Consider the following 25,978-nt stretch of genomic DNA (forward strand, 5'->3'; position numbering starts at 1 on the left):
ACGCACTTTCGGGCTGGACTCTGACACGCTGCTACCTGAGTGCTTATGCATCTCGGACTGGGACGTTTACTAGGTTTCTACGTGCGCGGAACCCCCACTCCGCTGCAGCCGCCAATCAATGGCAGCGGCCACCAAGTGCTGCAACAACGTAGCAAGCACAATCGCCAGGATCACTCGCGGGTGATCTTCCGCGAGGACTTCCCCAGCGAGCACCAGAGCCAGCCCTGTGTGTTTCATGCTGAGTGCGAATAGCATCGTGGTGCGTGATGCGCGTGGCAGGCCGCACAAACGTGCGAGGCCGAGCGCGATGACGATGCCAACTGCGCCGAGCAAGATTGCCAGGACGGCTGGTAGGGCAGCGGTAGCAAGGGTTTCTTCTTGTACGAGTTTGGGCATCGCCAGTGCCGCGTTGGCGTAGTTGAGTACCAACAAATCGAAGAGAGTGATCAGACGAATCCACGGTTTGAGTCGGGCAATACGATTCTCGCCAGCTGCCCAAGCGAATAAAGCACCGGCCAGCGAAGGCAGCACGACCCAAAGGATGAACTCCAGGCCGGAAAACCTCGCGACGAGTTGTTCGATCTTTTCCGTATCCGCTTCGGATAGCGCAAAGCCCATGAGCTTGAGCATCTGCGGCGCGGCCAGTGGGCTGAGAACAATCGATAGGACGATCAGCCCCAAGGAGAGTGCGATATTGCCTCCGGCGTTTTGGCTCCAGCCTGCTGAGGAGTTTGCCACCGGCATGGCGGCAACCAGCGCGAGCCCGACGACAATTCCGGCCGTACTTTCCACGCTAAACACTTTCGGCAGCACGGGGCCTATGATTGCTACGAATAGCGCCGGACCAAACCATGCTGCCAACAATCCCAGCAACAGCACGGAGGGGCGTTCGAGCAAGTCGCGGATTTCCGACCAACGGATTACTGCCGCGGCGCAAAAGAGCAACATCGCTAGCAATAACATGGGTGCGTGAACTTCACCACCGGTGGGCTGAGCAAACGTTATATTACGTATTGCCCTGCCCGGGCCCGGCAGGAAGGCCGCCAAGGCATAAACTCCCACCAAGAATCCCAAGAAGTAGCGATGCAAGATACCGCCAAGCCAAGTTTGCGTTGGCATGGGCTCCTGCGGCTTTTGCAAGGCGTCAGAACTAGATTCAGAAGCCGCCATAGACGAGAGCTTGAGTTTTTGTGCCAGGTAGTTGGGATGGATCGATGTTTCTAGACTCGACATCGCTAGATTCGACCTTCCTAGAATAGCAGAACCACCGCTAGCTTTCATGGGCAATCGTCGGGGGGTACCTAACGTCTGGTGCCTGTCGGCCGGTGGAAATCACTGAACCGGCAAGCGTAAGCCGTCTGGTAGCCGCTCTCGTGGTGAACTTTGCTCTGCTGGGCGTGTCCTCTGAAATGCCTGTGCGTTACAATGCACATCCCACCGCAAGTCGCGTCGCGACTTCCCCCCTCCCTAGCTCCGCCCTCCCCCTCAGAAATGCCCACCGCCACAGCCGAAAGAGCCGCCGAAGAGACCGACGAGCTGTGCAGTACTTCGCTGGGTGAACCGGCGCAGGAGGGACGCCTCGAAAAAGCAACTGCTGCCCATGCCGTGACTTCGACAAGATTCTACGGCTGGACGATGCTGCCGTTGGCCATGTTGATCCTGGTGGCTAGCAGTCCGGGGCAGACGTTTGGATTTGCGTTTTTCAATCCCCACTTCCAAGAAGCACTCTCCCTTTCGACAACTCAACTTTCGAGTGTGTACTTGATCGCCACACTGCTAGCAGCCGTGCCGTTGAGTTACCTGGGCGCGCTGACCGATCGGTTTGGCATGCGGAATTCGATTTTGGCAACGGTGGTGGCTTCGAGCGCTGGCTGTTTGCTGCTGGCCTCGGCCAATCATGTGGCAGTGCTGTGCGTGTGCTTCTTTGTAATGCGATTACTCGGGCCCGGCATGATGGTCCTGCTGGCAAATAATACACTGGCCGCGTGGTTCGATCGACGCTTGGGCAAAGCGACCGGCGCGATGCAGCTAAGCATGGCTGGGGCCGTGGCGATTGTGCCGGCGGGCATGCTGCGGCTGATTCACCTCTATGGCTGGCGGCAAGCCTACGTAATCATCGGCTGTAGTGTTGCAGCACTGTTGTTGCCGGTTGTGTGGTTTTTCTATCGTGAGAGCCCGGCTGAAATGGGGCAACGCCCCGATGGTTCCGCTGCCGACTCCGACCCCGGTCCGCAAGTGCTGCCGGGAGTGCCCGCGGGTAAGGTTGCTCCATCGATTTCTTATTCCTCGGCCGAACTGACGCTTCGTGAAGCAAGCCGCACGGCCGGGTATTGGGTTCTCATTGGCGCGACAGCCACTTGGGCCATGATTGGCACGGGGTTGGTATTTCACATGGAAGCCCTGTTCGCGGAACGGGGCATCCATGCGACAACCATGCAACTTGCCCCAACAATGCTCGCGCTAGGCATGGCAGTCATGCAACTACTGGGCGGCGCGCTCGCAGATGGCGTGGCAATTCGCTGGCTCCTGATGTTCGCTTTGAGTGGCATCGGTGCGAGCTGCCTAGCCGTGATGGTTTCCTCAAGCGGCTCTGGGTTGCTGGCAGCGTTCACTCTATACGGATTTTCCCAAGGCTTAATGAGCGTGATTGCCGGCACAGCCTGGGCGCGTTTCTTTGGACGTGCGCATCTGGGTAAGATTCGCGGAACGGCGATTACCTCAGCCGTAGCGGCAAGCAGCGTGGGACCGCTGGTATTGGGAGTGTCCGCCGACTACGCGGGTGGATTCAACGCCGGGCTCATTGTGTTCATCGCAGCGGCCGGGTGCCTGTCGGTCGCGGGGTTTTGGGCGAGGCAACCTGTAATTCGAGCATCCAGGCTCGAGTCCAAATAGTTTCCTAAGCCTAGCGGCTCAGCCCTGGAGGGCCGAGCTACTGGAGGTCACTAAGCCGACTTCTCTAAATTATTCGCCTGATTCAGCTTGTTATAGAGCGTCTTGAGGCTAACGCCTAGCTGCTCGGCGGCTTTGGGTTTGCTGCCATCGTTGCGTTCGAGTGCTTCGTGGATGGCTTGCATTTCGAGCTCGCGGAGCGAGATGGCGCCAGGGCTGTTTCTAGCTGCGCCGATGAGTTGGCGACTGTCGAAGCGCTGGGGGAGGTGCTCTGCGCGAATGGGGCCCGAGTCGCATAGGATGGTTGCGTGCTCGATTACATTGGCCAACTCGCGCACATTGCCGGGCCAAACGTGTCCCATGAGCGATTGCAGAGCGTCTTCTGCGATGTCCTCCTCACTGGATTGCACTGCACCGCCCTGCCCTGCTCCGCTTTGACCGGGTTTACTCTGGGTGGGTCGCCTGTGACGACTCAGCAAGTGTTTGGCGAGTGAGCGCACATCTTCCATGCGTTCACGCAGCGGTGCCAGTTTGATTTCGAAAGAGTTGATGCGATACATCAGGTCTTCGCGGAACTCGCCTTCGACAACCATCTCAGGAAGATTACGATGCGTTGCGCAGACCACGCGCACATCAATGGTGATTGGTTTGTTCTCACCAACCCGGCGAATTTCTTTGCTTTCGAGCACACGCAACAGCTTCGCTTGCATGCTCTTGGGCAGCTCGCCGATTTCGTCGAGGAAGATCGTTCCGCCGGCGGCCACTTCGAACAGGCCTGTGCGATGATCGTCGGCACCGGTGAATGCGCCTTTGCGATGACCGAATAGTTCGCTTTCGATAAGGGTCTCTGGCAAAGCGCCGCAGTTGATTGCCACGAATGGGGCGTCGGCGCGGTTGCTTTGATTGTGGATAGCGCGAGCGACTAACTCTTTACCGGTACCCGTTTCGCCCAGCACTAGGACGGTAGCTTCGCTGGGTGCGACCTTTTCGATGAGGATTTGCACCTTTTGCATGGCCAGTGATTTGCCGATGAGCTCGGGCGAGCCTTCCAGTCGCTTGACTTCGTGCTGCAGTGCACGGCACTTCTTGTCGAGGCGCAGCTTGTCGCTCACTCGATCCAAGAGTGCTTTGATTTCCACAAGGCGGCATGGCTTGGTGAGATAATCGAACGCTCCGTGACGCAAAGCAGCGATGGCGCTTTCGAGCGTGCTCTTGCCTGTGAGGATCACCGCTTCGGTCTCGGGAGAATTTTCTTTGCACTTGGCGATTACACCAATGCCATCGAGCCCCGGCATGTCGAGATCGACGATAATGCAGTCGTAGGTATTCTTTTCGAGCGCAGCGACGGCGGTCGCTCCGTCCGGGCAAACGGTCACTGTATGGCCGAGTCGGGGCAGCTCGAGGCTCATCAATTCTTGCAGCGACTGTTCGTCGTCTGCAAAGAGCAGTTTCAATCCTTGTCCGGTCTTCTCGCTAGGCTGCTTTGCGGCCATGGCCATTCTCCTTGCTCAGTTGGTGAGCTGGTAAGTTAACTACAAACTTCGACCCGCGATCGGGTCCGTCGCTGGCAGCTTCGATGGTGCCGCCATGCTCTTCGACAATTCGGTAGGTAATGGAAAGCCCGAGGCCGGTGCCCTGCCCAGTTCGTCGGCGCGTGAAGAACGGTTCGAACAAGTGCTTGCGGACTTCCTCGCTCATGCCACAGCCGTTGTCTTCGACAACAATCTGAGCATTGGGTCCGGATCGCTCTACCGTCACGCGGACTGTTCCACCCGAATCGACGCTTTCCAGTGCATTGGTAATTAGGTTCAAAGCAACTTGCTTGATCTCTTGGGCGTTAATTTCTGCAATGACGGGCGGGCCCTCGACGAGCTCGAGGTTTTTGTCCTGATACTTTCCGAGATGTTGGACCATTTCGATGACGCTGGCGGCGAGATCTCGGAGATCGGCACCATGATATTGCGAGTCGCCCATGCGAGCGAAATCGAGTAATTTTTCGGTGATCTGTTTGCAGCGGAATGCTTCGCGTTGAATCATCTGCAAGTAATTTCGCGCGACTTGTACGTCCTCAGAGTGCGAATCATCGACGCTTTTCAACAAGTCATCGAGTCGGCCTTCGAGCGATTCGCTACACAAGGCAATCGAGGCGAGCGGGTTGTTGATTTCGTGCGACACGCCTGCTGCAAGGAAACCGACGCTGGCGAGTTGTTCACTGCGAACGACTTGGTTGGTACGCTGACGGACTTGCTGATCGAGGTCGTCCTTGATCTCGCTGAATCGCGAAGTCATTTGATTCATTGAAGCGGCCAGCTCGCCCATTTCGTCTTCAGTGTCGAGTTGAATGCGATGCTCGAACTCGCCCGAAGCCACACGACGCGAACCACTCACCAGTTGCCCGAATGGTTTGGCAAACGATTGATAGAACACGCGGAAAAACAAACCCAACAGACCCACTGCGAGCGCTGCGTTCACCCAAGCGATGATGATGGCCGTGCGATAGCGGGCCCGCACGACGCTCACTAGCTCGGCAAATCGGGTATGCAAATGGCTGGGTAGTTCCACAACGAGCGTGGCAAGTTGATCGACCTCGCTACGTAGTTTGCCGATCTGCAATTCGTCGAGCAACCAGTCTTCCTTGAGTTCGCCTTCGAGCTCACCTCCTGAGAGGCCAGCGACAACCGAATCAATCTTGGCCAAGGTTTCACGCTCGCGCCGGTCGTCGCCCAATCGCGAACCGGCAAGACCGCTGTTCTGGTCCAACTGACGTCGATAGCGAGCGATGGATTCAGTGAGTAATTCAAACTGAGTGCGATACTGTTCGCGCAACCACTGCGCATCCCAGGGACAATCGATGGCGTCTTTGATTTGCTCGGCTATTCCCTCGGTGCCATCGTCGCGAGGTAGCGAGTACTCGTCGAGTAGGGTTGACACGCCGTCGGGCAGCTCGAGACGTTCTTTGGCTTGGCTGAGCGTAATACGCAAGTCGCCCACGTGCTGACGCACCTGGCTAGCGAGCGGCAGTTCAGCAGAGCGCGCACGAATATTGCGCACGAGTCCCCGGTACGAATAGAGTCCGTAGTACGCACTGCCGAATAGGGACAGTACCGTCACGAGCAGTAGCGCGAGACCGATTTTCAGTTTGGTACGAATGGGCCAATGAGAGGGCACCGGCGACCTCCTGTCGCGGTAGTATTGCGAGACGCACATGTCAGCGTCAAATTACGGGGCCGCGGAGTGTAGCAAGCAGGCGGAAGCGGCGGCAAGGACAATTCCACTAAGGCATTTTGAACCGCAAAGAGCACAAAGGACGCAAAGACGTTAAACTGGAGGCAACAGGGGAATAGGGGTCCTGATCGGTTCCTGCTTGATCCGCTAGCGCAGTGCCATCCTGGGAACCGAACAGAAAACCAAAATCTTCTTGGCGTTCTTTGCGGTTCATAATTTAGAACCGAATCACGCGACGCATGAGCCAGACGCCCCAGAGTGCTAGCACTAGGTTGCCCAGCCAGACGGCTTGGGGAGGGAGTGCGCCATCTTTGGCTTGGTCGACGCAGCCGACAAGCATGGGGTAGTAGACGAGTAGAATTGGCAGGAAGCACGCGAAGAAGCTGCCCCAGAATTCTCCCTGGCGACGGCGGATAGCCATGGGGGCGCCGATCAAGGCGAAGCACAAACAGCTGAAGCCGTTCGCCCAGCGACGGTATGGCTCGGTCTGCAAGCGGTTCAATCGATTGCGTGCATCTTGCACACGCCGCTCGTTGGATTTCGATTGTTTCTCGCCGAGGTTTTCAAAGCTGCCGGTGAGGAGCGAGTAACTCGTGACGGCTGAGAACTCGTCCTGATATTGGCCAATGCGAACAAGTTGCTGCTCTTTCGCAGGCCCGACTTCGCTCAGGGCATGATCTGAGGGACTCTTTTCGCGGCTATCGAAACCGAGAAACTGGCTTAAGGGCAGGCCGAGAGAGTTTTCTCCGGGGAGATCGACCTTCCAGTTTTGGCTACCTTCTCCCTCGATGTTCCACCCGCTCAGATAAACCATGTCTTCGGCGATATTAACGCTAAAATGCCCCTCATCGGCCATGATAGTCTTGGTAGGGCCATCTGACTGATGGATAAAGATGTACGGGCTGATCAGGCGTTTGCCGTCGACTTGGCGGACCAAGATTTCGAAATTATTATTACGAAACTGGCGCGTCGTGTTGAGGCGGCCGTAGACGATTTCTTCAAACGACTCGATCGCGATTCGGTTTACGCCTTCACGCCCCCAGGAGACGGCCAAGTCGATGGTCTTTACCGCGCCTAAGCTCGCAACGGCTGCCATCAGAAAGGCGGGCCAGAGGAATTTCATGGGCGAGATGCCCAGTGACTTAGCTGCGATGAGCTCGTTGGACGCTGCGACGCGACCATAAACGCTGGTGGCCGCCATGAGCATGGAACCAGGCACGGCATACTGCATGGCTTGCGGCAGCATGTAGGGCAAAATTCTTAAGATGGGCGCCAGACCGAGCCCCTTCTTAACCGCTTCGCCGACGATCAGAACCAGGAATACGAAAACCGTCATGCTCACGAGAGTGACCGTGAACACTTTTAGTAATTCGATCAGCAGGTAGCGCGTAATTAGCCGCATAAGCGGCGGACTGTAGCATCCGGGCACGGAGAGCAAAAGAACGGTTTTGTCTTGCCGATCCACCGCGGCATTCTGACCGAGCGAGAACCACGATCCGGCCGATCTAAATTAGGAGCTCTACTCTGGGTTCAATCCGGATTATTCCGCCGCACTCTATTTCCAGTAGCGAGGGCGGCTATCGGAATGGCAGTGCAGCATAGCGGCCCACGGGGCTGCTCAGGTCCCTGCAGAGCAGCTCAATCGACGCCCAGATTGATGCTTGAATCGCTGGGGGGCTCCGGAGTGCTATCACGCACTGCTTGCATGAGTATTCGCACCGCCCGTGAATAGGCCACGATTGCTCCGCGGAAGTCTTTCTTGGCAATTGCATTGCGAGCGGACTCGCGTTCTGCGTGAATCTCGTTCCAGTCGAATTGCCAGTCGCGTTGCCCTTCCAGATCCTCCAGCTGGCGGACGATCTCTACGAGCGGTTTGATACTCTCCGGGCCGGGAGCCGTTTCGTAGCGACGGTAAGGGGCTTTTCCTTGGGGACTGGGGAGGCTAGCTCCGGTAACTGAAGGCTTGTTTCGTGCATACATGAGCAGTCCGGCTGCGAGACCTGTGACAACTGCAAGTGCGCCTGCCGCGACCCTATGTTCAACTCCCCATAGTAGCGGACAACCTACAACGCCAATCAGGCCAACACCTAAGGCAGACAGTAGTGGCAGTTGATCTGCTGACGAGTTCGCGGGTGGTGGATCGCATTCCGGGTTGCTAGCATCGTGTTGGCCCAATTCGCGGGTGTCGTAGACTTCAGCCACGATGACCGTAATGTTGTCAGGCCCCCCCAGGAGATTCGCCAGGTCAACCAATGTCTGCGTAGCATCGTCGGTGGGGAGTGCGCCAACGATGAGGCCGATGAGCTGCGAGCTAAGCGGGCCGGTTAACCCGTCGCTACACAACAGAAAGCGATCGCCGGTCTGCAGCGCAAAGGGGCCTTCGAGATCGACCTTCACTACACCGTTGGGTCCCAACGAACGGGTGATCACATTCTTGGGGACGTAGGCGGGGACATCTTCTTCGTTGGCTTGTCCAGCGACGGCCATCTCCCAGACGAGACTGTGATCGAACGTAATTTGCTCAAACGCATCGCCGCGCAGGCGATACACGCGACTATCGCCAACGTGAGCAGCGACTGCACCGCCAGGAAGTAAGGCGAGGCAACTGCACGTGGTGCCCATGCCGTGGAAGTCGACGCTGTTTTGGCCCTTGGTATTGATGCGTGCGTTCGCATCGTGAACGGCTGCCAACAGTGCTTCACAGGGCGCGAGATCGCGCCGCTTGTGGTAGGTGTGCGGAATGCAGTCTGCGGCAATCTGGCTGGCCAGTTCACCTGCTGCGTGTGCGCCCATGCCGTCGGCGACGACGAATAAGTGTCCGCGGCTCGACCAGAGGGCTTCTTCTTCGGCGATGGCAACTGCTAGCGAGTCTTGATTATTCGCCCGCCGCATGCCGACATCGCTCACCGCAGCACAGCGAAGCCCACCGACCGCTTTCGATAGCTTCACCGATTCTTGAGACACACGCGGGCCTTGGTCATGGCGGGAGTTGAGGCTGTTTTGGGGACACCCCATCTTAACGTGCAAGCACGCGTTGTCGAAGGGGGACCGGGCAAAGGAGAATGCCGAAAGTGGAAGTGTGTGCTAGAAGGCGATCTGGCGGCAAGGCACTGTACTTTCTACACTCCGCGACGATTCTCTCCAAATTGTGCCGTCCCATGCCTAGCTCTCAACTCAAAAACCGCTTGCCGCGACTGCTCGCCGTATTCGCCCTGCTCTGCTTGGTACTCATGCCGGGCTGCGTGCGGCGGCGTTTGTTGGTGCGCAGCAATCCGCCGGGCGCTACGGTTTACGTTGACAATCAGCAGATTGGGACAACGCCTTGCGCTACGAACTTTGTCTATTACGGCACCCGAGAAATTCGCCTGGTCAAGCCGGGCTACGAGACGCTGACGATTAACCAACCTATCCCTGCGCCATGGTACGAGCTGCCGCCGCTGGACTTTATCAGCGAGAACTTAATTCCGCGCGAAATCCAAGACTACCGTACGCTTTCCTACAACTTGCAGCCGCAAGTGTTGGTGCCAACGGATCAGTTATTGGGTCGTGCCGAGCAACTGCGTGCAAGTTCGCAACAGAATGCTGTGGTACCGGCTGGGGCGATGGTTCCCGCTTCAAATCTACCGGGCCCAATATCTTTTGAAACGCAACCGCACTCGGGCTCGCCAATGCTCTTGCCTCCGCAGGGGTCGCCGGCCTTAATTCCTCCGGCTGTCGGTACCCCTGTGCCAGTGGGGCCAACGACACTTGTGCCTCAACCGTTGCCTCCGTACGAACCAGCCTCGCTGCGTTCTGGCGAGCAATCCTTCGAGCCGCTGCCTGCACGGCAGCAACCGGTAGAAGTGTTGCCCCAAGCTCGCTAGCCGCCATCACGCTAGTCGGAATTGCTGGTGGAGCAAGCGGATGCCCCTGGCTCAACGGTGAAAGAGATTCGCTGGTCTGGTGCCAATTGGTGTCTCTCGGTCGATGATACCCCGCACGGCACGTGCCGGATCATTGGCAAGCTTGTGGGTGAGCACGTGTACTTCATTAACGATTTGCCGAATCCGAATGTTCAGCTCGCGGTCGTTAATTAATTTTCGCACGTCGGTTACCGCTCCATTACCATTGGTGATAGTACTGTCCACGTTTTGAATGACACGGCGCAGGTCTTTGATGGCTTCCTCTGCCTCGTCCGAGATTGTGCGATCTTTCAGCAATCGACCCAGCGTGCCTTCGCTGTTGTTGATATTGCTGACCAGCTCCGCGGCGTTGGAGAGCAGATCCTCGAAGTTGACTGCCGAACCTTCGAGAATGCCGACGATCTTCTCGCCCCGTTCGCCCAAGGGTTTGGTAAGTCCTTGCAGATTGTCGAGATTCTCCTCAGCACTTGTGGCCACGCCCTCGAGAGCACCAAGAATCGCTCGCGCATCTTCCACTATGGCCGGGAGTTGGGCGATGCCCTTACGGATGTCTTCTTTGACTTGCTCGTCGCCAATTACGTCGTCCACGTCATTCATCACGCGACCGAAGCGGTCCATTGCCAGCTCCATCGATTCGACAAGTCGCGTAATGCGCTGCATGTCGTTGCCACCCATGACATTGTTGAGACGCTCAGCAAGCATCGCGACTTCGTCCCCTGCCTTGCCGAGCGACTTGACGGTCTCGCGCAAATCGCCCTGCATGGTGGACAGCATATCCATTGGGTTAGAGTTGAACGTGCCCTGGACGACCGAGCCTGGCACGATCTGCTGCGCGCCCTTGGGAGAGCGCACGGGCACAAACTCGATGATCGCATCGCCCATGATGGACGTTTGAATCCGCGGCACTTCGTTAGTTTTCACTACCTTGCCTTCGTCGATGTCCATGGTAATGAGCGCCCCTTCGTCGGTCGCTTGCACATCACCAACGCGGCCGATGAGTAGTCCGCGACGTCGCACCGGTGTTTGCGGTGCAACACCGGGCGCTTGGTCGACCAGCATCTGCAGTTGGTAACGGCTACTGAAAGGCAGGGATGAGAAATCGCTGTTCCAGAGGATGAGGATGCTGGCCACGAAAAACGTGGCGATCCCCAGTACACCGAGTTGGAAGGCGCGTTTACGATCGTTCATGAGCGTTCATCTCCAAAAAAATCATCCCCGCCGACAGTTGCCGCTTGTAACTCTTCCAGCCGGTCCCCTGCTTCGCCTCTCACGAACTGGCTTACGCGTCGATCTGACGAGTCGTCCACTTCCTCAGACGATCCGTCGTAAAGGATTTGCGACTCACCGCGATCCAGTCGCGCAAGCGGATAGAGCATGACGATGCGGTCAGCCACTTTGCGAGCCGAGGTCATGTCGTGCGTGACGATAATACTTGTCACGTTGTAAGCTTCGCTACAGCGGAGCATCAGCTCGTTGATCACGTCGCTCATGATGGGGTCGAGCCCAGTAGTTGGCTCGTCGTACAGCAGCACCTCAGGGCGCATCACGAGCGCCCGGGCGAGGCCAACCCGCTTGCGCATACCCCCAGAGAGCTCTGCAGGGTATTTGTGGAGCACATTCACCGGCAAGCCCACCTCGCCGATCAACTGATGCATGACATCGCGCCCGCTACCTCCGTTGGCGCGCACTTCCTTAGGGCGATGCTGTTTGAGCGGAAAGAGAATGTTGTCTGCAACGGTCATGCTGTCGAAGAGTGCCGCATTCTGGAATACGAAGCCGAAGCGGGTGCGCTGACGAGCCAGCTCGCGATCATCCAGCTCAACGAGCGATTGGTTATCGAAGGTGACACGACCGGCTGTGGGGGCGATGAGTCCGATGATGGTTTTCAAGAGCACTGTCTTGCCGCAACCGCTCTCTCCGATGATCGCTAACGTCTGGCCGCGGGGGACTTCCAGCGACACGTCGCGCAGTACCATCTGCCGCCCGAAACGGACGGTAAGGTGGTCGATGTTGATAAGCGGTTCAGACATGGAGTGTTAAGCCCCAAACAGCGAAGGAGCCGCAGGCCAAATGGCTAGGTAGATTTGATCGAGCACGATACTCACTAACAAATCGAGCACGATAATCACCATGAAGGAATAGACGAAAGCCGTGGTGGCGGCGCGACCGACACCCTCAGCACCCGGTTGGCAGTGGAAGCCACGGTAGCAGCTGATGATGCCGATGGTTGCGCCGAAGAACATGCTCTTCACGAGGCCGTAGAACAGGTCCCAGTTCTCGACAAACTTCTTAGCGTTGGCAGAGTAGTGGTGATAGTCGATGCCCAAGAACGAAATGCAATACACGGCCCCGCCGACTACGCCCATGAAGATGGCCATGATTGTGAGCGAAGGAATCAATAACAGACAACTCAAGAACCGGGGCACCACCAGGTAATGCACGGGGTTGGCGCCCATGCTACTGAGCGCGTCGATTTGTTCGGTCACGCGCATGGTGCCTAGTTCGGCGGCCATGGAGCTTCCAACACGACCGGCGAGCATGACGGCGGCGAGCACGGGGCCCAATTCGCGGAACATGCTCTTGTTAATGACGCTACCAAGTTGCGTTTCCAAACCGAAGGTGCGGAATTGTGTGTACGACTGCACGGCCAGTACCATGCCAGTGAACCCACCGATCATGGCTACCACGGGCAAGCTTTGTACACCAATGCGGTACATGTTTTCGAACATGGCATCACGTCGCGGCATGCGTGTGAACAGCCAGGCAAGCGTTCGCCATGTGAAAAGCAGCAAGTCGCCTACCGCTTCGATGATTCCCACGCCGGTCGCGCCGATGTCCGCCACAGACTCTGCCAGCCCAGCGATGAAGCCGTCGCGAGGATCGCCACCTGATGCAGTACCGTCGTAGGTAGGGTTGTCGGTCGACATAGCTGGCAGACGAGTTTGCGAAGAGAGAAAGACGTAGCGCGGGCGCAAACCCGTACCTCTCCTCTAATCGACAAACTCTGCCAACGGCTTGAGATTAAGAAGGTGCTAGCAGTTGTGTAGTGGCGCAGAAATCAGAGCAAACACCCGTTAGCCGACGAGCTTGCTCGCCGTGAGGATTGTTGGTCGGCCGAGGTCCGCAGCACGACGGTGCGCTAAACTGACCGGAAGATAGGCAGATAGCGTGCATAGGATCGCTAGCTCCGCGGCGAGCAAGCTCGTCGGCTAACGTAGCCTAGGGAGAGTCTGGGCGATTACTCCAAATCTTCGCCGCGTGCGAAGCGTGCTAGCGTTTCCTGGTAGCGTTTTTTGCCCTTCTCGACGACGCGGCGGATTTCCTTGGCGTTGGACTCGCTCTCTTTGCGTAGTTCGGCGATCATCTGCAGCGACTCGACTTGGTAGTCGCTAATCGCGCTCACCAACTTTTCCAGCGACTCGGGGCTGACCGTCGAGCCATAGCCGGCCTTGAGGGCGGCTCGCTCTAGGTCGCGTCCCAAATCGGCCACGTCTTCGAGGCTTTTGTTCACGCCTTCTTTCAGTGCTTCGGTGGAAGCGGCTGCTTCGAACAAGCCCTGCTGCGATGTGTAGACCGTGCCGAGAATCGTAAACACATGCTCGTTGGTTGTGAAGAAGGTCACCGCGCGACGATAGACTTGGTCCTTCACATCGTGCGTTTGCTTGAGCTTCGTGACAAGCGTTTCGCCCACGTCGTAGCCGATGGAAAGGTTTTCAGAGATATCCTTGAGCAGCTGGTATGTGCGATCTTCCTCTTGGAAGGCATTGCGCGCTTCGTCGCGGGCTAGCTCGAGGCGGCCGCGATCGCTCTCGTCGCCTTCGAATTTGTCGATGGCTTTCTGCGAAGCAGCGAGGCCCTCTTTCGCTTTGTCCAAGTGCGGCAGTTGCGCTTCGAGCAGTTCGCGGGCAAGGATTTCCGCTTCTTTGAGAGCGAAACGGAAGTCGATGTAGCCGTCCATAATGGTTTGTTCGCGGACAAGCTGGTTCTTTGTTTCGGTGCACACGTCTTGATAGACGTCGACAATTTTTTCAAAGCGAGCCGAAGGCGAGCCGCGGCGGATTTTCATCCACAGGTTGGACATCTTCTCAGTAATGCCAATTTTGCCGTCGTCCAGTTGGCCGATGAGCGCTTTGGAGTCTTCGCGAATCGAATCGAACATCTGGCTGATTTCCAGATAGCGATTGCCCACGTTGATGTTTTCCACATTTTCACGCACCAAAGCATTAAACTTGGCCATGTGCTGGATGGTGTTCGCAATGGCCAGTGCGCGGGCTTCGTCCACATGGCGGACTTCTTCGAGCAGACGGATGAGCTCAACCGGGGCATCGTCCTTGTCCTTGAGGCCGAATTTTTCGAGCACTTCGACCGCCTTGTCCAGGTAGCCGCTCATCTTCTTCTCATGTTTGTCCGCTTCCTTGAGGACAGCCTTCTCGTGTTTCTCTTCGGCTTGTGCACTTGCTTGGGCCATGGTGGGGAGCTCCTGGATAGATGACTTGGTCGTCGGGGCGACTCACCGCTTGGACGGCGGACTGTTGCTTTGGTAAACTTCTAGATCGTGCAGCTTATCACGGCGACGGCGGCGAAAAAAGACTTGACTCGGCGGCTGGGCAATTCCAGCCGTTATAGTCTCCCTAACCGCATCTCCCTAACGGCCATTTTCAGACGCACGGTTCCAGGCATGGTCGCGCCCCACTTGCATGAAAGTTTCCCCGATGGCTCAGCAGCAACAACAAGCCCCACCCCCGGCAATCGATTCTGCGGAAGTTGAATCGGCTAGGGAAGTGATGCGCGAGCAGGGCCAGGACTTTACGCTTGTTGAGATGACGCGAATCATGGACGTGGCCAGCACGCTCCGTAGGGAGCAGGCGCTGGTCGAGCAGCAGCTGAATATTGATCAAGTGAAGGCCAAGCTGCGTGAACGGCTACTCGCCGCGGCAGAGGTGAGTGGCGATTCGATCAGCGCGGAGCAAGTCGATGTTGCTGTCGAACACTATTACGATCGTTTGCACACCTATCAAGACCCGCCGTTCGGCCTGGGGACGGCGCTGGCTCACGTCTACGTCCGCCGCGGCACGATCATGAAGTGGGCAATTGCCATCGGAGCCGTGGTGGCAATTTTTTGGGGACTGCTCGCCGGTGGCTTTTTTCCGGGTGAGCGACGCGACGCCAAGCTGGCGAACCAGGCATATGAGAGATTGGAGGAAACCAACGAAGCCATCCGTCAAGTCACCAATAACTCAAGTATCGAGAAGGAAGCGGCAGCAACCTTGGCAACAGCAAAAGCCCTACGCGAGGAGGGCGACTATCAGGCGTTGGAAGGTTTGATCGCCAAGCAACAACTTCTCGCCCAGACACTCATGCAACAGTATGAGCTCACCATCCCCAGTGTGCCTGGGCAAGAATCGGCATTCCCGATGGATTATACCGATGCGAATTCGCAGACGGTCCGTTCGGGATACTACGTCGTTGTCGAAGCGAAGGCCGCAGATGGCACGCCGGTGAGAGTGCAAGTACGCGATCGGCAAACGGGCAAAATGACAACGACCAGCAAATGGGCCGAGCAAGTACCCGCTGCGGTTTACAATCGCCTCAAGGAAGACAAACAGGCGGACGGTCTGCTGGACGATCGTCTCTTCGGCGTGAAGCAGCGTGGAGAGCGCGATTTAGAAGTTCGCATGCAAGGCGACTCTGGCGTGTTGGATCGCGGAGGTCAGCTCACAGAATGGTAGGCTCCACGCGATGACAACCACGGCATTAGCAGGCAGCCGCGTCGGGAATGAACTCGACCGGTCGATTGGCCGTTTGCGCAAGCAAATCGATCAGCATCTCGCTGGCATGAAACAAATCGACGAACAACTCGCGGAGCTCGTGGGACGACGGACCGCTGCGCTGGCGGACTTGGCAAGACATTACCTGCCTGATATCAGCCCGGAATCTATTCAGGGCACTTTCGCGGAGATCAGGCACGATTTGCTGGAAGTTCTCCAGCGCAAACGCCAACGTGAGGCTGAGTTGAGCAGCACCATCGGCCAGCTTGAGCGGAGCATCGACAGCGACGAGGAGGAGCTCGACCGTGTGACCGAGGCCCTTAACGAAAAAGTAGCTGAGCGCGAACGGCTCGAAGAATTACTCGCCGAACGCCTACACGCTAGCGATGAATTTCGCGAGCTATCGAAGCGGGCACTCGATGCGGAGGTTGAACTCGAACGGAACGAAGTGCGAGTTGCTGAGGCAAAACAAGAATCGAGCGAGAAGCTGCCAGCCTATGAGAAAAGTCGCCTGTTCAAGTATCTGCAAGAACGAGACTACGGTACAGCCGCGTACAAGAAGGAGGGACTCACACGGGTGCTCGATGGCTGGGTCGCCAAGATGATTGGCTTCCGCCGTGCACGCCGCAGCTACGACTTCCTCCGCGTGACGCCGGAACTGATGGCTAAGGAAGTGCAACGTCGGCGTGAGCATTTCAATGTGCTCATGGAGCAGGTGGAAGCGATTGAAGATCGCAACTCGGACGAAATTGGTCTCACAGCAGTGATGCGCGAAGGGCAAGAACTAGGCGCAAAGCGAGATGCGCTGACTGACGCAATTGCTAAGCAACAGGACCGGCTGATTGCTCACGAGGAAGAGTTGCTGCAACTTCAACAGCCGAACAACAAATATCACGACCAAGCCATTGCCCGCATGAAGTTTTTCCTCTCGAAAATGGAGGAGTCGAAGCTGCAACGTCGCTCGCGTCAAACTCCCGAGCCTCAGGACGATGCTATCGTGGCGGAAGTTTTGTGGCTTAACGAGCGACTCGACGATGCGGAACGGCAAGGGCAAGCTGAGTCTCGCAAACGCCAGCAGTGGGACGATAAGCTCTCCGGTCTGCATCAAATTCAGCAGCGTTTTCGGGAAGCAGAGTTCGACAGTCGTCGCTCGATGTTCCATCCTCGCTTCGAAATGGCGGATTTGGTCGAGGATTATCTCGAGGGCGATCTCGGCACGGAGGGGCTGTGGTCGGCAATTCGCAAGAACCAGGAATTCGCCCCGCAGTGGCACGAGCAACGCGGTGGCGGGTTTGATGATTTTCTCAACAGCGAAATGTCCTACGTATTGTTCCGCGTACTGACCGACGTAGCGGGTCACGCCCTCCGCAACGCCGCACGCCGGGGCATGGAACGCCGTGGGCCGATCCGTACGCAGCAACGCCGGCAATCAGGTAGGCCGAAGTTACCACGTCGCGGGTTTACCAAGGGGCGTGGGTTTTAGGCGCAAGCTGGTTTTAGGCGCAAGCTCCAGCGGCATAGGCACCCCCAACCACTTTTTCAATAGATAATGCAAAGTACTGAACTCCCATGAAAACTATACTCATTGCTATATCCTCATTGCTCCTCACCACCACTGCGCTAGCAGAACCTGGGACCATGGAACAAGCGGTTTCCACGGAGCTGAATGTCGGCTTCGAGCCGGTTTTCAACGGGCACGCATTCGAGAGGCCGATCGCTTTGGACCATGCGGGCGACGGTTCGGGAAAGCTCTATGTCATGGGGCAACTGGGTACGGTTGAAGTGCTTGATGGCCCGGAGGATGACTCGCCGGAGATGCTACTCGACATTACCGAGCGCGTGCTCTTCCTCAAGAATGAAAACGAGCAAGGTTTGCTCGGCATAGCGTTTCACCCAAAGTTTGCGGACAACGGGCAGTTCTTTCTCTACTATAACCCCCGGCCAACGGACGAAGATTCGCGGCGGCGGACGGTCGTTTCTCGGTTTACTGTGGAGAACGGCAAAGCCGATCCGGCTAGCGAAGAGCTATTACTAACGATCGAACAACCTTACTGGAATCACAACGGCGGCACGCTGCGCTTCGGTCCCGATGGCATGCTTTACATTGCCGTAGGCGATGGCGGTAAGTTTGATGATCCGCACGATCACGGCCAAAACCCCAAGACGCTGCTGGCGAGCGTGCTGCGGATCGACGTCGATCACCGATCTACGGTCGATGGCAAGAAACTGCCCTATGCCATTCCGTCGGACAATCCGTTTGCCGATAAGCCCGAGCAGGGTCGCGGCGAAGTGTGGGCCTATGGGTTGCGTAACGTGTGGCGTATGGAGTTCGACGCGAAGACTGGCGAGTTGTGGGCGGGTGACGTGGGGCAGAACGTTTGGGAGGAGATCGACATTCTCGAAGCAGGCAAGAATTACGGCTGGAATGTGCGCGAAGGAAAGCACGCGCTCGAAAAGCAAAAGGGGGTACCTCCGACCAAGCCGCGTGAAGGCGACGAACTTGTCGAGCCCGTTTGGGATTACCATCACGACATCGGTAAGTCGATTACTGGTGGGCACATCGTTCGCTGCAAGTCGCTACCGCAACTTGACGGCATGTATCTGTACGCGGATTACATCTCCGGTTCCATCTACGCGCTCGACTACGACCGTGAAGCAAATGAGGTGCGTAAGAATCACATCCTCCGCGAGAAAGGTCTGCCAGTGACCTCCTTCGGCCATGACGCACAAGGCGAGTCGTACTTCATGCAAGATGACGGTGTGATTTATCGATTGGTGGTTGAGAAGCAGTATTAGATATTTATGTCCCACACAGAGGCGCATGTAGCGCGAAGGCTTGTTGCAAGCAAAGTTAGCCATCATGGCGCGTCAAGCACGTATGACACGGATATTTTCGAACAGGAGGTAGCAGAGGGAACAGAGCAAGCCAGCAAGTCGCCACTCCATTCTCTCTGTTGCCTTCTGTTTGAGTATTGATAACGACAGACTTGAGGCCCTAACAAAACTGTCTGCTAGTGCCGCTGCTTATGCAGTACGCTAGCACAATGAAGTGAACACAATATACGCCATATTATGCTAATCCATTTGCCTTGACCTGGAGAATTCTTCGAGACCACAACCTCGAAATGAAGGAGAATCTGCCATGGCTAAGCCACTGGTGCCTGACGAACTCTGGGAACGAATTGAACCGCTGATTCCTGAACAACTGCCAAAGCCCAACGGAGGGCGACCTCCCATTGAAGATCGCAAAGTACTCACGGGTATCTTATTTGTCCTGAAGACAGGCATTGCTTGGGAAGACTTGCCGCAAGAGATGCAATGCGGTTCGGGCATGACTTGCTGGCGACGCTTGCGCGACTGGCAGGAAGAGGGAGTGTGGGAGGCGTTGGTACAACTGCTGCTGAATGAATTGCGCGAAGCCGATCAGATCGATTGGTCGCGTGCTGCCGTCGACAGCGCCAAGGCTCGTGCTATGGGGGGTGGCGAAAAGACGGGCCCGGACCCTACCAACCGCAGTAAACCGGGGAGCAAACATCACGTTGTGACCGACGCTCATGGAATTCCGTTGCACGTGACGCTTACGGGAGCGAATCGACAGGATGTGACACAGCTGCTGCCTGTGATTGACGGCATTCCGCCAGTAGCTGGAAAGCCGGGGCATCCTCGGCAACGCCCTGACGAAGTGTACGCTGACCGTGCTTACGATTCGCAGGCCCATCGTGAGCAACTTCAGCAGCGTGGCATCGAACCTCATTTGGCTAAGCGGAATACGGACCATGGTAGTGGACTGGGAATCTATCGTTGGGTTTCGGAACGCACGCTAAGTTGGCTTCATCAGTTTCGACGCCTAAAAACCAGATACGATCGCCGAGCTGATATCCACGAAGCTTTCATGAAGATCGCCCAAGCGTTAATCTGTTTCAGAGTCTTAAATTGGTAGTTTTGTTAGGACTTCTTAGTGTGGCCTATCGCCGGCGGCGGAGAAACCATGCGGTCCAGGCGAAGGTGGCCAACAGCAGCGAGGTCGGTTCAGGGATGCGACTGTTGAACAAGTAGGCAGAGCCAGAACCGAGGCGCCCGTTGCCATTGAAGTGTGCACCGACTAGCGTCGTGTCGCCGCTCATCGCCACGGAGTGGCCAAAAAGGTCCCCACCCGCAGCGTCGGAGGCAGTGAGCTTAGCAAGCTGATTGCCGGTGGTGACATCGAACAAATAGGCTGAACCAGAGCTGCTGCCCCCGTCATCATCGAAGACTGCACCGACAATAGCCGTGCCGCCACTGATCGCCACGGAGAAGCCAAACCGGTCGTTTGCCGCAGCATCGTTAGCGGTCAGTTTAGTAAGTTGGTTGCCGGTAGTCACATCGAACAGATAGGCTGAACCCGAGTCGCTGCCCTCGTCGTCATCTCGGTGTGCACCGATAAGAGCCGTGTTGCCGTTGATAGCCACAGAGTAGCCAAAACTGTCGCCCGCCGTAGCATCCTCGGCGGTAAGCTTGGCAAGTTGGTTGCCGGTACTGACATCGAACAGATAGGCCGAACCAGATGAGCCGCCCCCATCGTTATCGAGGAATGCACCGACAAGAGCCGTGTTACCGCTGATCGCCACGGACCAGCCAAAACTATCGCTCACCGCAGCATCGTCGGCGGTGAGTTTGGCAAGCTGGTTGCCAGTAGTGATATCGAACAGATAGGCCGAACCAGATGAGCTGCCCCCGTCGTCATTGCCGAATGCACCGACAAGAGCCGTGTTGCCGCTAATCGCTACGGACCCGCCAAAACGATCAACCGCCGCCGCATCGTTGGCAGTGAGCTTGGCTAGTTGGTTGCCAGTAGTGACATCGAACAGGTAGGCAGAGCCCGAATTGTTGCCCCCGACGTCATCGCCGAATGCACCGACTAGAGCCGTGTTGCCACTAATCGCTACGGAATAGCCAAAATAGTCAAAATAGCCAACCGCAGCGCCGTCGGCGGTGAGCTTGGTTTCGGCATTAAAAAATATGGCGGAAGCGGGCGTGGCAGCCAGACTGGCCAGCAGGAACGCTGTCAATAAAGATTTTGAAGCAGCGGTGGTTTGCATTAGACGTTACTGTTTGTCAAAGAGGATAGGTGAGACGGTAGGCTTCAGAGATTAAGATCTGTCAAGGTGATGCTCCGCTTCGATAGCGAACCGGTGGACTCCTAGCGGGCTGCTTACTCTGTCCTAGTCCTAGTTTTCAACGTTAGTTAGCCGAAACGGCTGAGTATAGTGAACGATTGACCAGCACAGTTAGCCATCCCGACACGCGGTGACACAGATAATACGGATTTTTTTCAACAAGAGGCAGCAGAGGGAACAGGGTTGTGCTTCGTGTTATTTGCTCTGTTCTCTCTGTTGCCCCCTGGTTCGAAAATCATCGGTCTCAGAATTTTGATGCCCTCTATTCTGCGGTTCCTGCGACCGTGCGTGGGGCTGAGAGCTTCCCCCACTTTCTTGCTAGTTGTGTGAGCTATTTCACCCAATCACGGTCAGAAGTGTCGTTGTTGGAAACTTTCGTCGTACCCCCGGCGTAAGAAACTCTACCCATTTCCGTCAAACTGATGTGCGAACGAGACTCTCAGTTTTGAGGTCAACCAGCCTTTTGCAGGGCCAATGTTCGGCGTGGGACAGTGTTCGCCGTGAGCCAGAGATTTGATAGAATGATCAAACAAGCGTCGGGCGACGCCTCCAGGAGATCAACTCATGACGCAGCCAACAAATCCGGGTTCCAATGGGCTACGCATCGCTGCGATTGCCTCGCTGTGCGTACTATGCGGCGGCTTCATCGCGGCAGGCCAATTGTTCTCCGGCTCGGGAACCAAAGCTGGCACGGGCGACACACCTCCCAGCGGTACGAAATCACAAATCAACAGTGCGAGGGCGAAGGATATGGATGCGTTGAACGACCCCAAACTTTCCAAGGCAACTTTCGGCGGCGGATGCTTCTGGTGTACCGAAGCGGTGTTCCGCGAACTACGCGGCGTAAAGGGCGTGTGGAGTGGTTACTCCGGCGGCAAAGTGGATAACCCCAGTTACCGCGAAGTCACCAGCGGGCTGACCGGTCATGCGGAGGTCATTCACATTGCGTACGATCCCAAACAAGTGAACTTCGAGACCTTGCTGGAAGTATTCTTCAAAACGCACGATCCCACCACGCTCAATCGTCAGGGTGCGGACACCGGCACGCAATATCGTTCGGCAGTGTTCTTCCACGATGAGGAGCAGCAAGAAACAGCTGAGCAGATCAAGAAGAAGCTCGATGCATCGGGAGCTTTCGGCGACGAAATTGTCACTGAGATCACGAAGTTTGAGAAGTTCTTTCCCGCCGAAGAGTATCACCAGGACTACTTCAATCTGAACCCCGATCAGGGTTACTGTCGCGCGGTGATTCAGCCGAAGATGGAAAAGTTCCGCAAGGTGTTTGCGGACAAACTCAAAGGGGAGGAAGACGAAGTGAGTGCTGAGAACCCAACGAATCCTGAGGACGTTGACTGGAAAAACGTGGACTGGAAGAGCAAACTCACCGAAGAGCAGTTCTATGTGACACGCAAGGAAGGCACTGAAAAACCTTTCAAGAACAAGTACTGGGATAACAAGCAAGAAGGCACGTACAACTGTGTGTGCTGCGGGCTGCCATTGTTCGAGTCGGACACCAAGTACAAGTCGGGCACCGGCTGGCCCAGTTTCTATAAGCCGATCGATAAGAAGAACGTGGGCGAGCGGGAAGATCGCAAACTGTTTGGCACTCGCACGGAAGTTCACTGCGCCCGCTGCGAAGCCCACCTAGGCCACGTATTCACTGACGGGCCGGAGCCTACGGGGCTCCGTTACTGCATGAATTCTGCTTCGTTGAAATTTGAAGACGAGAAGCAAACAGCCGAAGAGAAAAAGAAAGCGGCACAAGAGTAAGAGTAGCGGACGCGTCGAGCACAGCCTAGAAAACTTTCGTTTTCTCAGACGCTGAGCACCCCAGGACGATGCCTCCTTGGTCAGATACGGAAGTGGCCAAGCTTGTGCCTGGAACGTCGATTTTGGCCGATTTTGGGGCCTGCTGTTTGAGACAGAGGTCATCGACACCGCCGGGAGTAAATCTGCCCAAATCGCAGCCAGTTTCGACGCACAGGAGGATGAATCTGACGCACGTTAGCAATTCCCCGTTCGGCACCCAGGACGACGCCTCCTTACACAGTTGGAATACGCTGAATTCACGTCGATTTCCTAGTTGGCCGAGGGGTGGCATGCGGCTTGTGTGGTAAACTCCACGATGGGTTTGCATTTGCCATGAGTGCCCTGCGAGCTATGCGGCTAGCCAGCATCGTTCTTGATTCGATTCACCGGAGAGACAATGGAAAGCGCGACAATCTATTCAGCATCGCCAAGTGCTCTTGCCAAGTCGGACATCTCTGCAATTGGTTGCGTGAAGAAGGTCAGAACTGATGGAGGTCTATTGAAGAAGTCGACGTTTTTCGATGTCGAACTCGCAGACAGAGTAATTCGCCTCAATGTCATGCCTCAATCGGAAACGCAGGCTCACTTTCGGGAGTTCAAGGGGTACGTCCAACACCTGCATCAGACAGACCCACTAGACAACTACGATGAGATTAGAGGGTATATCGACAGTCTCCAGCAAGCGTACGGACTTGCAACTGATAGAGACTTTGGTTTTGAATCGGACGTTTTCTCGGTCCTCAATGGCATAGCCGAGTCATTATCCGGTGTTATCTTCCTTTGCGATTCACTGATTGACACCGAAGGAATGGTCATATTTGGACCGCTCGGTGATGCCTAGCTCGTGCAGTCCGACAACTGCGCTCTAAGTACAAGGGAGTGACCTTCATTATGCTCCAAAAATCCTTGGCTTTCATGCACCGGCGTGAAACGCCAAGGCAGTTTGGCGACATTAGAAATCACCCGCCAAGTGACAGCGGTTGTCCAAACCGCTGTCAGTTTGGGCACCAAATTATCTAACCCATGTGCGCCCCAGCTTAGCGGCCCACGGCCTTAGCGTAGGTTTCTCTTCCCTTACTGCTCAGGCCCCCAAACGCATGACTAATTGGAGCACAAGATCCAGGATGGTCTTGAGCACAACTAGTAGCGCGATCACTGGCCAGGAGGCGCCGACTACCATTGCGAGAAATACGCCTAGCACAATCGCCACATGCAACACAAGCATCCGCGGGTAAGGTCGCCACATGTGCGAGCCGGGGCCAAGATGTCGGCCTCGACCTTCGATGAGGAACTCCTGAATAAAGTCGTACGCATGGCTGGCGACTAGCGCTAGTGCCGTAGTACCGATCAACCAAGGACTATATTGCGCGCCCGCCGCGCCGTAATACTCCTTGCCCACAAAGCCGCCTAGTGCGAGTACAAAGATTCCATGCACGAGGGTAAATATGCCGTAATGCATGGCAAAGAAACCGGCCGAAGCAATGCGTTCTTTCGCCTCTCCGCCAGTACACCACAGCATCTTCAAAGCCGTGGTCACCCCCACTGCAACGTTCTCGGCCCAATAGAGCGCAAGCACCAGAAAGGGGCTCCACTCCCACCAAATAACGCCAATCAGCGGTAAGAAATTCGACACGAGCAGCAGCGCCGCACTCGGTGGAAACCACGGCCAAGGCCAGCTGCGGATGGCATCGAATCTACCGTCGGAATTTCGCTGAGTGTTCACTTCGTTTCTTAGGTCAGACTTCGTCGACTGCGTGACGAAAGGAGGCTCATGCACAGCATTGTGAGAGGCACTGTGGATGGTTCTGGGATAATCGCATTTATCTGGATGTTTGCAAAGTCCCCATCAAATTGCCTTTGCCAGGCAAGAAAGTCAGTGCCGTCTGAGTCGAGGTCTCCATCAGCGTCAGCGCCGTTCCCAGCGCCATAATCTGACTGCCAGTTCATGAGGTCCTGTGTATCGACGAAGCCATCGTTATCGAAGTCGGCATTTGAGGAAGGGGGAGCAGGTAGATTGCTTTGATCGAGAGCAAAAGTGTCGATTACCAGTCCTCCATTCATGCCGTTGTTGCCGTCACCGAGGGACAGAAATTCGAATGTCGCTATTTGATCAGTTACTGCAATTCGCATAGCGCCGTGATTTTGGTTGTAGCGAACCTCGCTGCCTGCTGCGGGAATACCCAGAGGATACAGCGTCCTGCCGCCCACGCCATTCACGAAGTAGAGCATTTCGTTCTGGGTGGAATCTGTGACTCGAAGGCGTTCGTAGATGTGGTTATGCCCAGCGAGTACGGCATCGGCACCCCACCGCTGGAACGGCAATTGCAACAGCGTGTCGCCTCCGTGAATGCTAGATGAGGAGTAGGGTGCACGGTGAACGTAGACGAAGTTCCACGTGGCCGTTGAACTTGCTAGTCCTTGCTGAAGCCAGACCGTCTGTGCCGCACGAGCATCCGTGTCAGCATGAAAGAGTTCACTGTCCATCGCGAATAAGCGAACAGAACCAGTCCCGTTTTCGATCGGTAATTCCACATCATAATAGCTACCCGAACTGTTGTGCACTCCAGCTGGCAGCCGACCACTCGGATTGTCAGGATCGTCGTGGAAGTAGTCGATATGTCCTGAAGCACTACCGCCAGTGATGTCGTGGTTGCCAATGGTAGGGAAGAAGCGTTGCGTAATACTGGTCTGAGTGGGGTAGGGGCTAGCCTCACTAATGGCGCGCTGTTGAATATAGTCGCCGTAGCGGGCTCCGACGATGCTCTCCCAATCGGAATGGCCTGTCGTAACCCCGCCGTAGTTGTTGTCGCCTAGGGTGATGATGTAGTCGGTGTCCCAATCGGTGCTTGTGACCATATTCGCCACGTTAGTTGCATTAGCACCACTTGTTCCCCAATCCCCAACAACTCCGAAAACTGTTGCTCCACCGGCCTCTGGGATCACTACTATTAGCTGAATCATCGCGGCTAGAATCAAGCTGCGACCTGACGATCGAAGCTTCGCAGAATATAACGCGAGTGCTCGTTGCATAGGTGTCGCCTACTCCCGTTGGGTCTCTCGCACGTGAGCTTGCTCCCGTCCGTCTGATTCAGGTGGCTCGTGGGCAGCAAGAAATCGTGCTTGGCACTTAACTTGTGTTGGTTGTTCGTCGTCCCTTGAATTTTATTGTACACAGTAGAGAAGAAACTGCTGGGGTTTTGCCAAGACTATATCAGGTAGTGGCATGGAA

At 56.1% G+C, this 25,978-nt stretch carries 21 protein-coding genes; 9 read left to right on the top strand and 12 right to left on the bottom strand.

Annotated features, from left to right (window positions below):
* Nucleotides 1–69 precede the first annotated feature (69 nt).
* Complete coding sequence (locus HG15A2_RS18975) at nucleotides 70–1,233, bottom strand: bile acid:sodium symporter family protein (protein WP_218932093.1); 1,164 nt, start codon at nucleotides 1,231–1,233, stop codon at nucleotides 70–72.
* Between the two features lie 258 nt (nucleotides 1,234–1,491).
* Here HG15A2_RS18975 and HG15A2_RS18980 point away from each other — a divergent pair, with 258 nt between their 5' ends.
* Entirely contained in the window at nucleotides 1,492–2,892 is a 1,401-nt protein-coding gene (locus tag HG15A2_RS18980) for an MFS transporter (RefSeq protein ID WP_218932094.1), read from the top strand.
* 50 nt (nucleotides 2,893–2,942) lie between these two features.
* Here the strand turns inward: HG15A2_RS18980 and HG15A2_RS18985 are convergent, their stop codons facing one another.
* From HG15A2_RS18985 to HG15A2_RS19000, 4 genes are all read right to left on the bottom strand, one after another.
* On the bottom strand, nucleotides 2,943–4,343 hold the full coding sequence (locus HG15A2_RS18985; protein ID WP_145064160.1) for a sigma-54-dependent transcriptional regulator: 1,401 nt from the start codon (nucleotides 4,341–4,343) through the stop codon (nucleotides 2,943–2,945).
* Nucleotides 4,344–4,362: 19 nt separating this feature from the next.
* Nucleotides 4,363–6,057 carry a sensor histidine kinase gene (locus HG15A2_RS18990; RefSeq protein ID WP_218932095.1) on the bottom strand — a complete coding sequence of 565 codons (1,695 nt, stop codon included), beginning with the start codon at nucleotides 6,055–6,057 and terminating at the stop codon, nucleotides 4,363–4,365.
* Nucleotides 6,058–6,331: 274 nt separating this feature from the next.
* Nucleotides 6,332–7,516 carry an LptF/LptG family permease gene (locus HG15A2_RS18995; protein ID WP_145062290.1) on the bottom strand — a complete coding sequence of 395 codons (1,185 nt, stop codon included), beginning with the start codon at nucleotides 7,514–7,516 and terminating at the stop codon, nucleotides 6,332–6,334.
* Nucleotides 7,517–7,752: 236 nt separating this feature from the next.
* Nucleotides 7,753–9,078 carry a PP2C family protein-serine/threonine phosphatase gene (locus tag HG15A2_RS19000; protein ID WP_218932096.1) on the bottom strand — a complete coding sequence of 442 codons (1,326 nt, stop codon included), beginning with the start codon at nucleotides 9,076–9,078 and terminating at the stop codon, nucleotides 7,753–7,755.
* 194 nt (nucleotides 9,079–9,272) lie between these two features.
* Between HG15A2_RS19000 and HG15A2_RS19005 the strand changes: the two genes are divergently transcribed.
* The gene (locus HG15A2_RS19005) at nucleotides 9,273–9,977 is read left to right on the top strand and encodes a PEGA domain-containing protein (RefSeq protein ID WP_246117791.1); all 705 of its coding nucleotides are present in this window, start codon (nucleotides 9,273–9,275) and stop codon (nucleotides 9,975–9,977) included.
* A gap of 51 nt (nucleotides 9,978–10,028) precedes the next feature.
* On the opposite strand, the gene HG15A2_RS19010 is transcribed toward HG15A2_RS19005, so the two are convergent.
* The 4 genes from HG15A2_RS19010 to HG15A2_RS19025 all read right to left on the bottom strand — a co-directional run bounded on the left by HG15A2_RS19010 (nucleotide 10,029) and on the right by HG15A2_RS19025 (nucleotide 14,484).
* Nucleotides 10,029–11,204, bottom strand: coding sequence for an MlaD family protein (locus tag HG15A2_RS19010; RefSeq protein WP_145062294.1), 1,176 nt, complete (start codon nucleotides 11,202–11,204; stop codon nucleotides 10,029–10,031).
* On the bottom strand, nucleotides 11,201–12,046 hold the full coding sequence (locus tag HG15A2_RS19015; RefSeq protein WP_145062297.1) for an ABC transporter ATP-binding protein: 846 nt from the start codon (nucleotides 12,044–12,046) through the stop codon (nucleotides 11,201–11,203). Before HG15A2_RS19015 ends, HG15A2_RS19010 begins: the two co-directional genes overlap by 4 nt.
* A 6-nt stretch (nucleotides 12,047–12,052) precedes the next feature.
* Nucleotides 12,053–12,943: an MlaE family ABC transporter permease gene (locus HG15A2_RS19020; protein ID WP_145062299.1), complete on the bottom strand. Its 891-nt coding sequence runs from the start codon at nucleotides 12,941–12,943 to the stop codon at nucleotides 12,053–12,055.
* 311 nt (nucleotides 12,944–13,254) lie between these two features.
* Nucleotides 13,255–14,484 carry a cell surface protein gene (locus HG15A2_RS19025; protein WP_145062301.1) on the bottom strand — a complete coding sequence of 410 codons (1,230 nt, stop codon included), beginning with the start codon at nucleotides 14,482–14,484 and terminating at the stop codon, nucleotides 13,255–13,257.
* A 229-nt stretch (nucleotides 14,485–14,713) separates the two neighbouring features.
* Here HG15A2_RS19025 and HG15A2_RS19030 point away from each other — a divergent pair, with 229 nt between their 5' ends.
* From HG15A2_RS19030 to HG15A2_RS19045, 4 genes are all read left to right on the top strand, one after another.
* Nucleotides 14,714–15,745, top strand: coding sequence for a DUF6384 family protein (locus HG15A2_RS19030; RefSeq protein ID WP_145062303.1), 1,032 nt, complete (start codon nucleotides 14,714–14,716; stop codon nucleotides 15,743–15,745).
* A gap of 10 nt (nucleotides 15,746–15,755) precedes the next feature.
* A complete protein-coding gene (locus tag HG15A2_RS19035; protein WP_145062305.1) occupies nucleotides 15,756–17,267 on the top strand; it encodes a coiled-coil domain-containing protein in 1,512 nt (503 codons plus the stop codon).
* A gap of 86 nt (nucleotides 17,268–17,353) precedes the next feature.
* Nucleotides 17,354–18,580, top strand: a complete 1,227-nt coding sequence (locus HG15A2_RS19040; protein ID WP_145062307.1) for a PQQ-dependent sugar dehydrogenase — start codon at nucleotides 17,354–17,356, stop codon at nucleotides 18,578–18,580.
* Between the two features lie 346 nt (nucleotides 18,581–18,926).
* Nucleotides 18,927–19,724 carry an IS5 family transposase gene (locus tag HG15A2_RS19045; RefSeq protein ID WP_145062309.1) on the top strand — a complete coding sequence of 266 codons (798 nt, stop codon included), beginning with the start codon at nucleotides 18,927–18,929 and terminating at the stop codon, nucleotides 19,722–19,724.
* Nucleotides 19,725–19,749: 25 nt separating this feature from the next.
* On the opposite strand, the gene HG15A2_RS19050 is transcribed toward HG15A2_RS19045, so the two are convergent.
* Entirely contained in the window at nucleotides 19,750–20,862 is a 1,113-nt protein-coding gene (locus tag HG15A2_RS19050) for an FG-GAP repeat protein (RefSeq protein WP_145062311.1), read from the bottom strand.
* Between the two features lie 642 nt (nucleotides 20,863–21,504).
* Here HG15A2_RS19050 and msrA point away from each other — a divergent pair.
* From msrA to HG15A2_RS19060, 3 genes are all read left to right on the top strand, one after another.
* Nucleotides 21,505–22,710 (top strand): peptide-methionine (S)-S-oxide reductase MsrA, encoded by a 1,206-nt coding sequence (gene msrA / locus HG15A2_RS24675; RefSeq protein ID WP_145062313.1) that lies wholly within the window; start codon nucleotides 21,505–21,507, stop codon nucleotides 22,708–22,710.
* A 76-nt stretch (nucleotides 22,711–22,786) separates the two neighbouring features.
* Nucleotides 22,787–22,948 carry a hypothetical protein gene (locus HG15A2_RS24235; RefSeq protein WP_218932097.1) on the top strand — a complete coding sequence of 54 codons (162 nt, stop codon included), beginning with the start codon at nucleotides 22,787–22,789 and terminating at the stop codon, nucleotides 22,946–22,948.
* Between the two features lie 198 nt (nucleotides 22,949–23,146).
* Complete coding sequence (locus tag HG15A2_RS19060) at nucleotides 23,147–23,590, top strand: hypothetical protein (RefSeq protein WP_145062315.1); 444 nt, start codon at nucleotides 23,147–23,149, stop codon at nucleotides 23,588–23,590.
* Between the two features lie 240 nt (nucleotides 23,591–23,830).
* On the opposite strand, the gene HG15A2_RS19065 is transcribed toward HG15A2_RS19060, so the two are convergent.
* Together HG15A2_RS19065 and HG15A2_RS19070 are read right to left on the bottom strand one after the other, a co-directional pair.
* On the bottom strand, nucleotides 23,831–24,472 hold the full coding sequence (locus tag HG15A2_RS19065; RefSeq protein WP_145062317.1) for a DUF6498-containing protein: 642 nt from the start codon (nucleotides 24,470–24,472) through the stop codon (nucleotides 23,831–23,833).
* An 8-nt stretch (nucleotides 24,473–24,480) separates the two neighbouring features.
* The gene (locus HG15A2_RS19070; protein ID WP_218932098.1) at nucleotides 24,481–25,710 is read right to left on the bottom strand and encodes a metallophosphoesterase; all 1,230 of its coding nucleotides are present in this window, start codon (nucleotides 25,708–25,710) and stop codon (nucleotides 24,481–24,483) included.
* Nucleotides 25,711–25,978: the final 268 nt, after the last annotated feature.

It is taken from the genome of Adhaeretor mobilis, assembly GCF_007741515.1.
In the GTDB taxonomy this organism is placed as follows: domain Bacteria; phylum Planctomycetota; class Planctomycetia; order Pirellulales; family Lacipirellulaceae; genus Adhaeretor; species Adhaeretor mobilis.

Excerpts from the sequence above, each read along its gene's own strand:
- HG15A2_RS18975 (WP_218932093.1), bottom strand. The coding sequence starts at position 1,233 with ATGTCGAGTCTAGAAACATCGATCCATCCCAACTACCTGGCACAAAAA.
- HG15A2_RS18980 (WP_218932094.1), top strand. The coding sequence starts at position 1,492 with ATGCCCACCGCCACAGCCGAAAGAGCCGCCGAAGAGACCGACGAGCTG.
- HG15A2_RS18995 (WP_145062290.1), bottom strand. The coding sequence starts at position 7,516 with ATGCGGCTAATTACGCGCTACCTGCTGATCGAATTACTAAAAGTGTTC.
- HG15A2_RS19005 (WP_246117791.1), top strand. The coding sequence starts at position 9,273 with ATGCCTAGCTCTCAACTCAAAAACCGCTTGCCGCGACTGCTCGCCGTA.
- HG15A2_RS19010 (WP_145062294.1), bottom strand. The coding sequence starts at position 11,204 with ATGAACGATCGTAAACGCGCCTTCCAACTCGGTGTACTGGGGATCGCC.
- HG15A2_RS19015 (WP_145062297.1), bottom strand. The coding sequence starts at position 12,046 with ATGTCTGAACCGCTTATCAACATCGACCACCTTACCGTCCGTTTCGGG.
- HG15A2_RS19020 (WP_145062299.1), bottom strand. The coding sequence starts at position 12,943 with ATGTCGACCGACAACCCTACCTACGACGGTACTGCATCAGGTGGCGAT.
- HG15A2_RS19025 (WP_145062301.1), bottom strand. The coding sequence starts at position 14,484 with ATGGCCCAAGCAAGTGCACAAGCCGAAGAGAAACACGAGAAGGCTGTC.
- HG15A2_RS19030 (WP_145062303.1), top strand. The coding sequence starts at position 14,714 with ATGAAAGTTTCCCCGATGGCTCAGCAGCAACAACAAGCCCCACCCCCG.
- HG15A2_RS19035 (WP_145062305.1), top strand. The coding sequence starts at position 15,756 with ATGACAACCACGGCATTAGCAGGCAGCCGCGTCGGGAATGAACTCGAC.
- HG15A2_RS19040 (WP_145062307.1), top strand. The coding sequence starts at position 17,354 with ATGAAAACTATACTCATTGCTATATCCTCATTGCTCCTCACCACCACT.
- HG15A2_RS19045 (WP_145062309.1), top strand. The coding sequence starts at position 18,927 with ATGGCTAAGCCACTGGTGCCTGACGAACTCTGGGAACGAATTGAACCG.
- HG15A2_RS19050 (WP_145062311.1), bottom strand. The coding sequence starts at position 20,862 with ATGCAAACCACCGCTGCTTCAAAATCTTTATTGACAGCGTTCCTGCTG.
- msrA (WP_145062313.1), top strand. The coding sequence starts at position 21,505 with ATGACGCAGCCAACAAATCCGGGTTCCAATGGGCTACGCATCGCTGCG.
- HG15A2_RS19060 (WP_145062315.1), top strand. The coding sequence starts at position 23,147 with ATGGAAAGCGCGACAATCTATTCAGCATCGCCAAGTGCTCTTGCCAAG.
- HG15A2_RS19070 (WP_218932098.1), bottom strand. The coding sequence starts at position 25,710 with ATGATTCAGCTAATAGTAGTGATCCCAGAGGCCGGTGGAGCAACAGTT.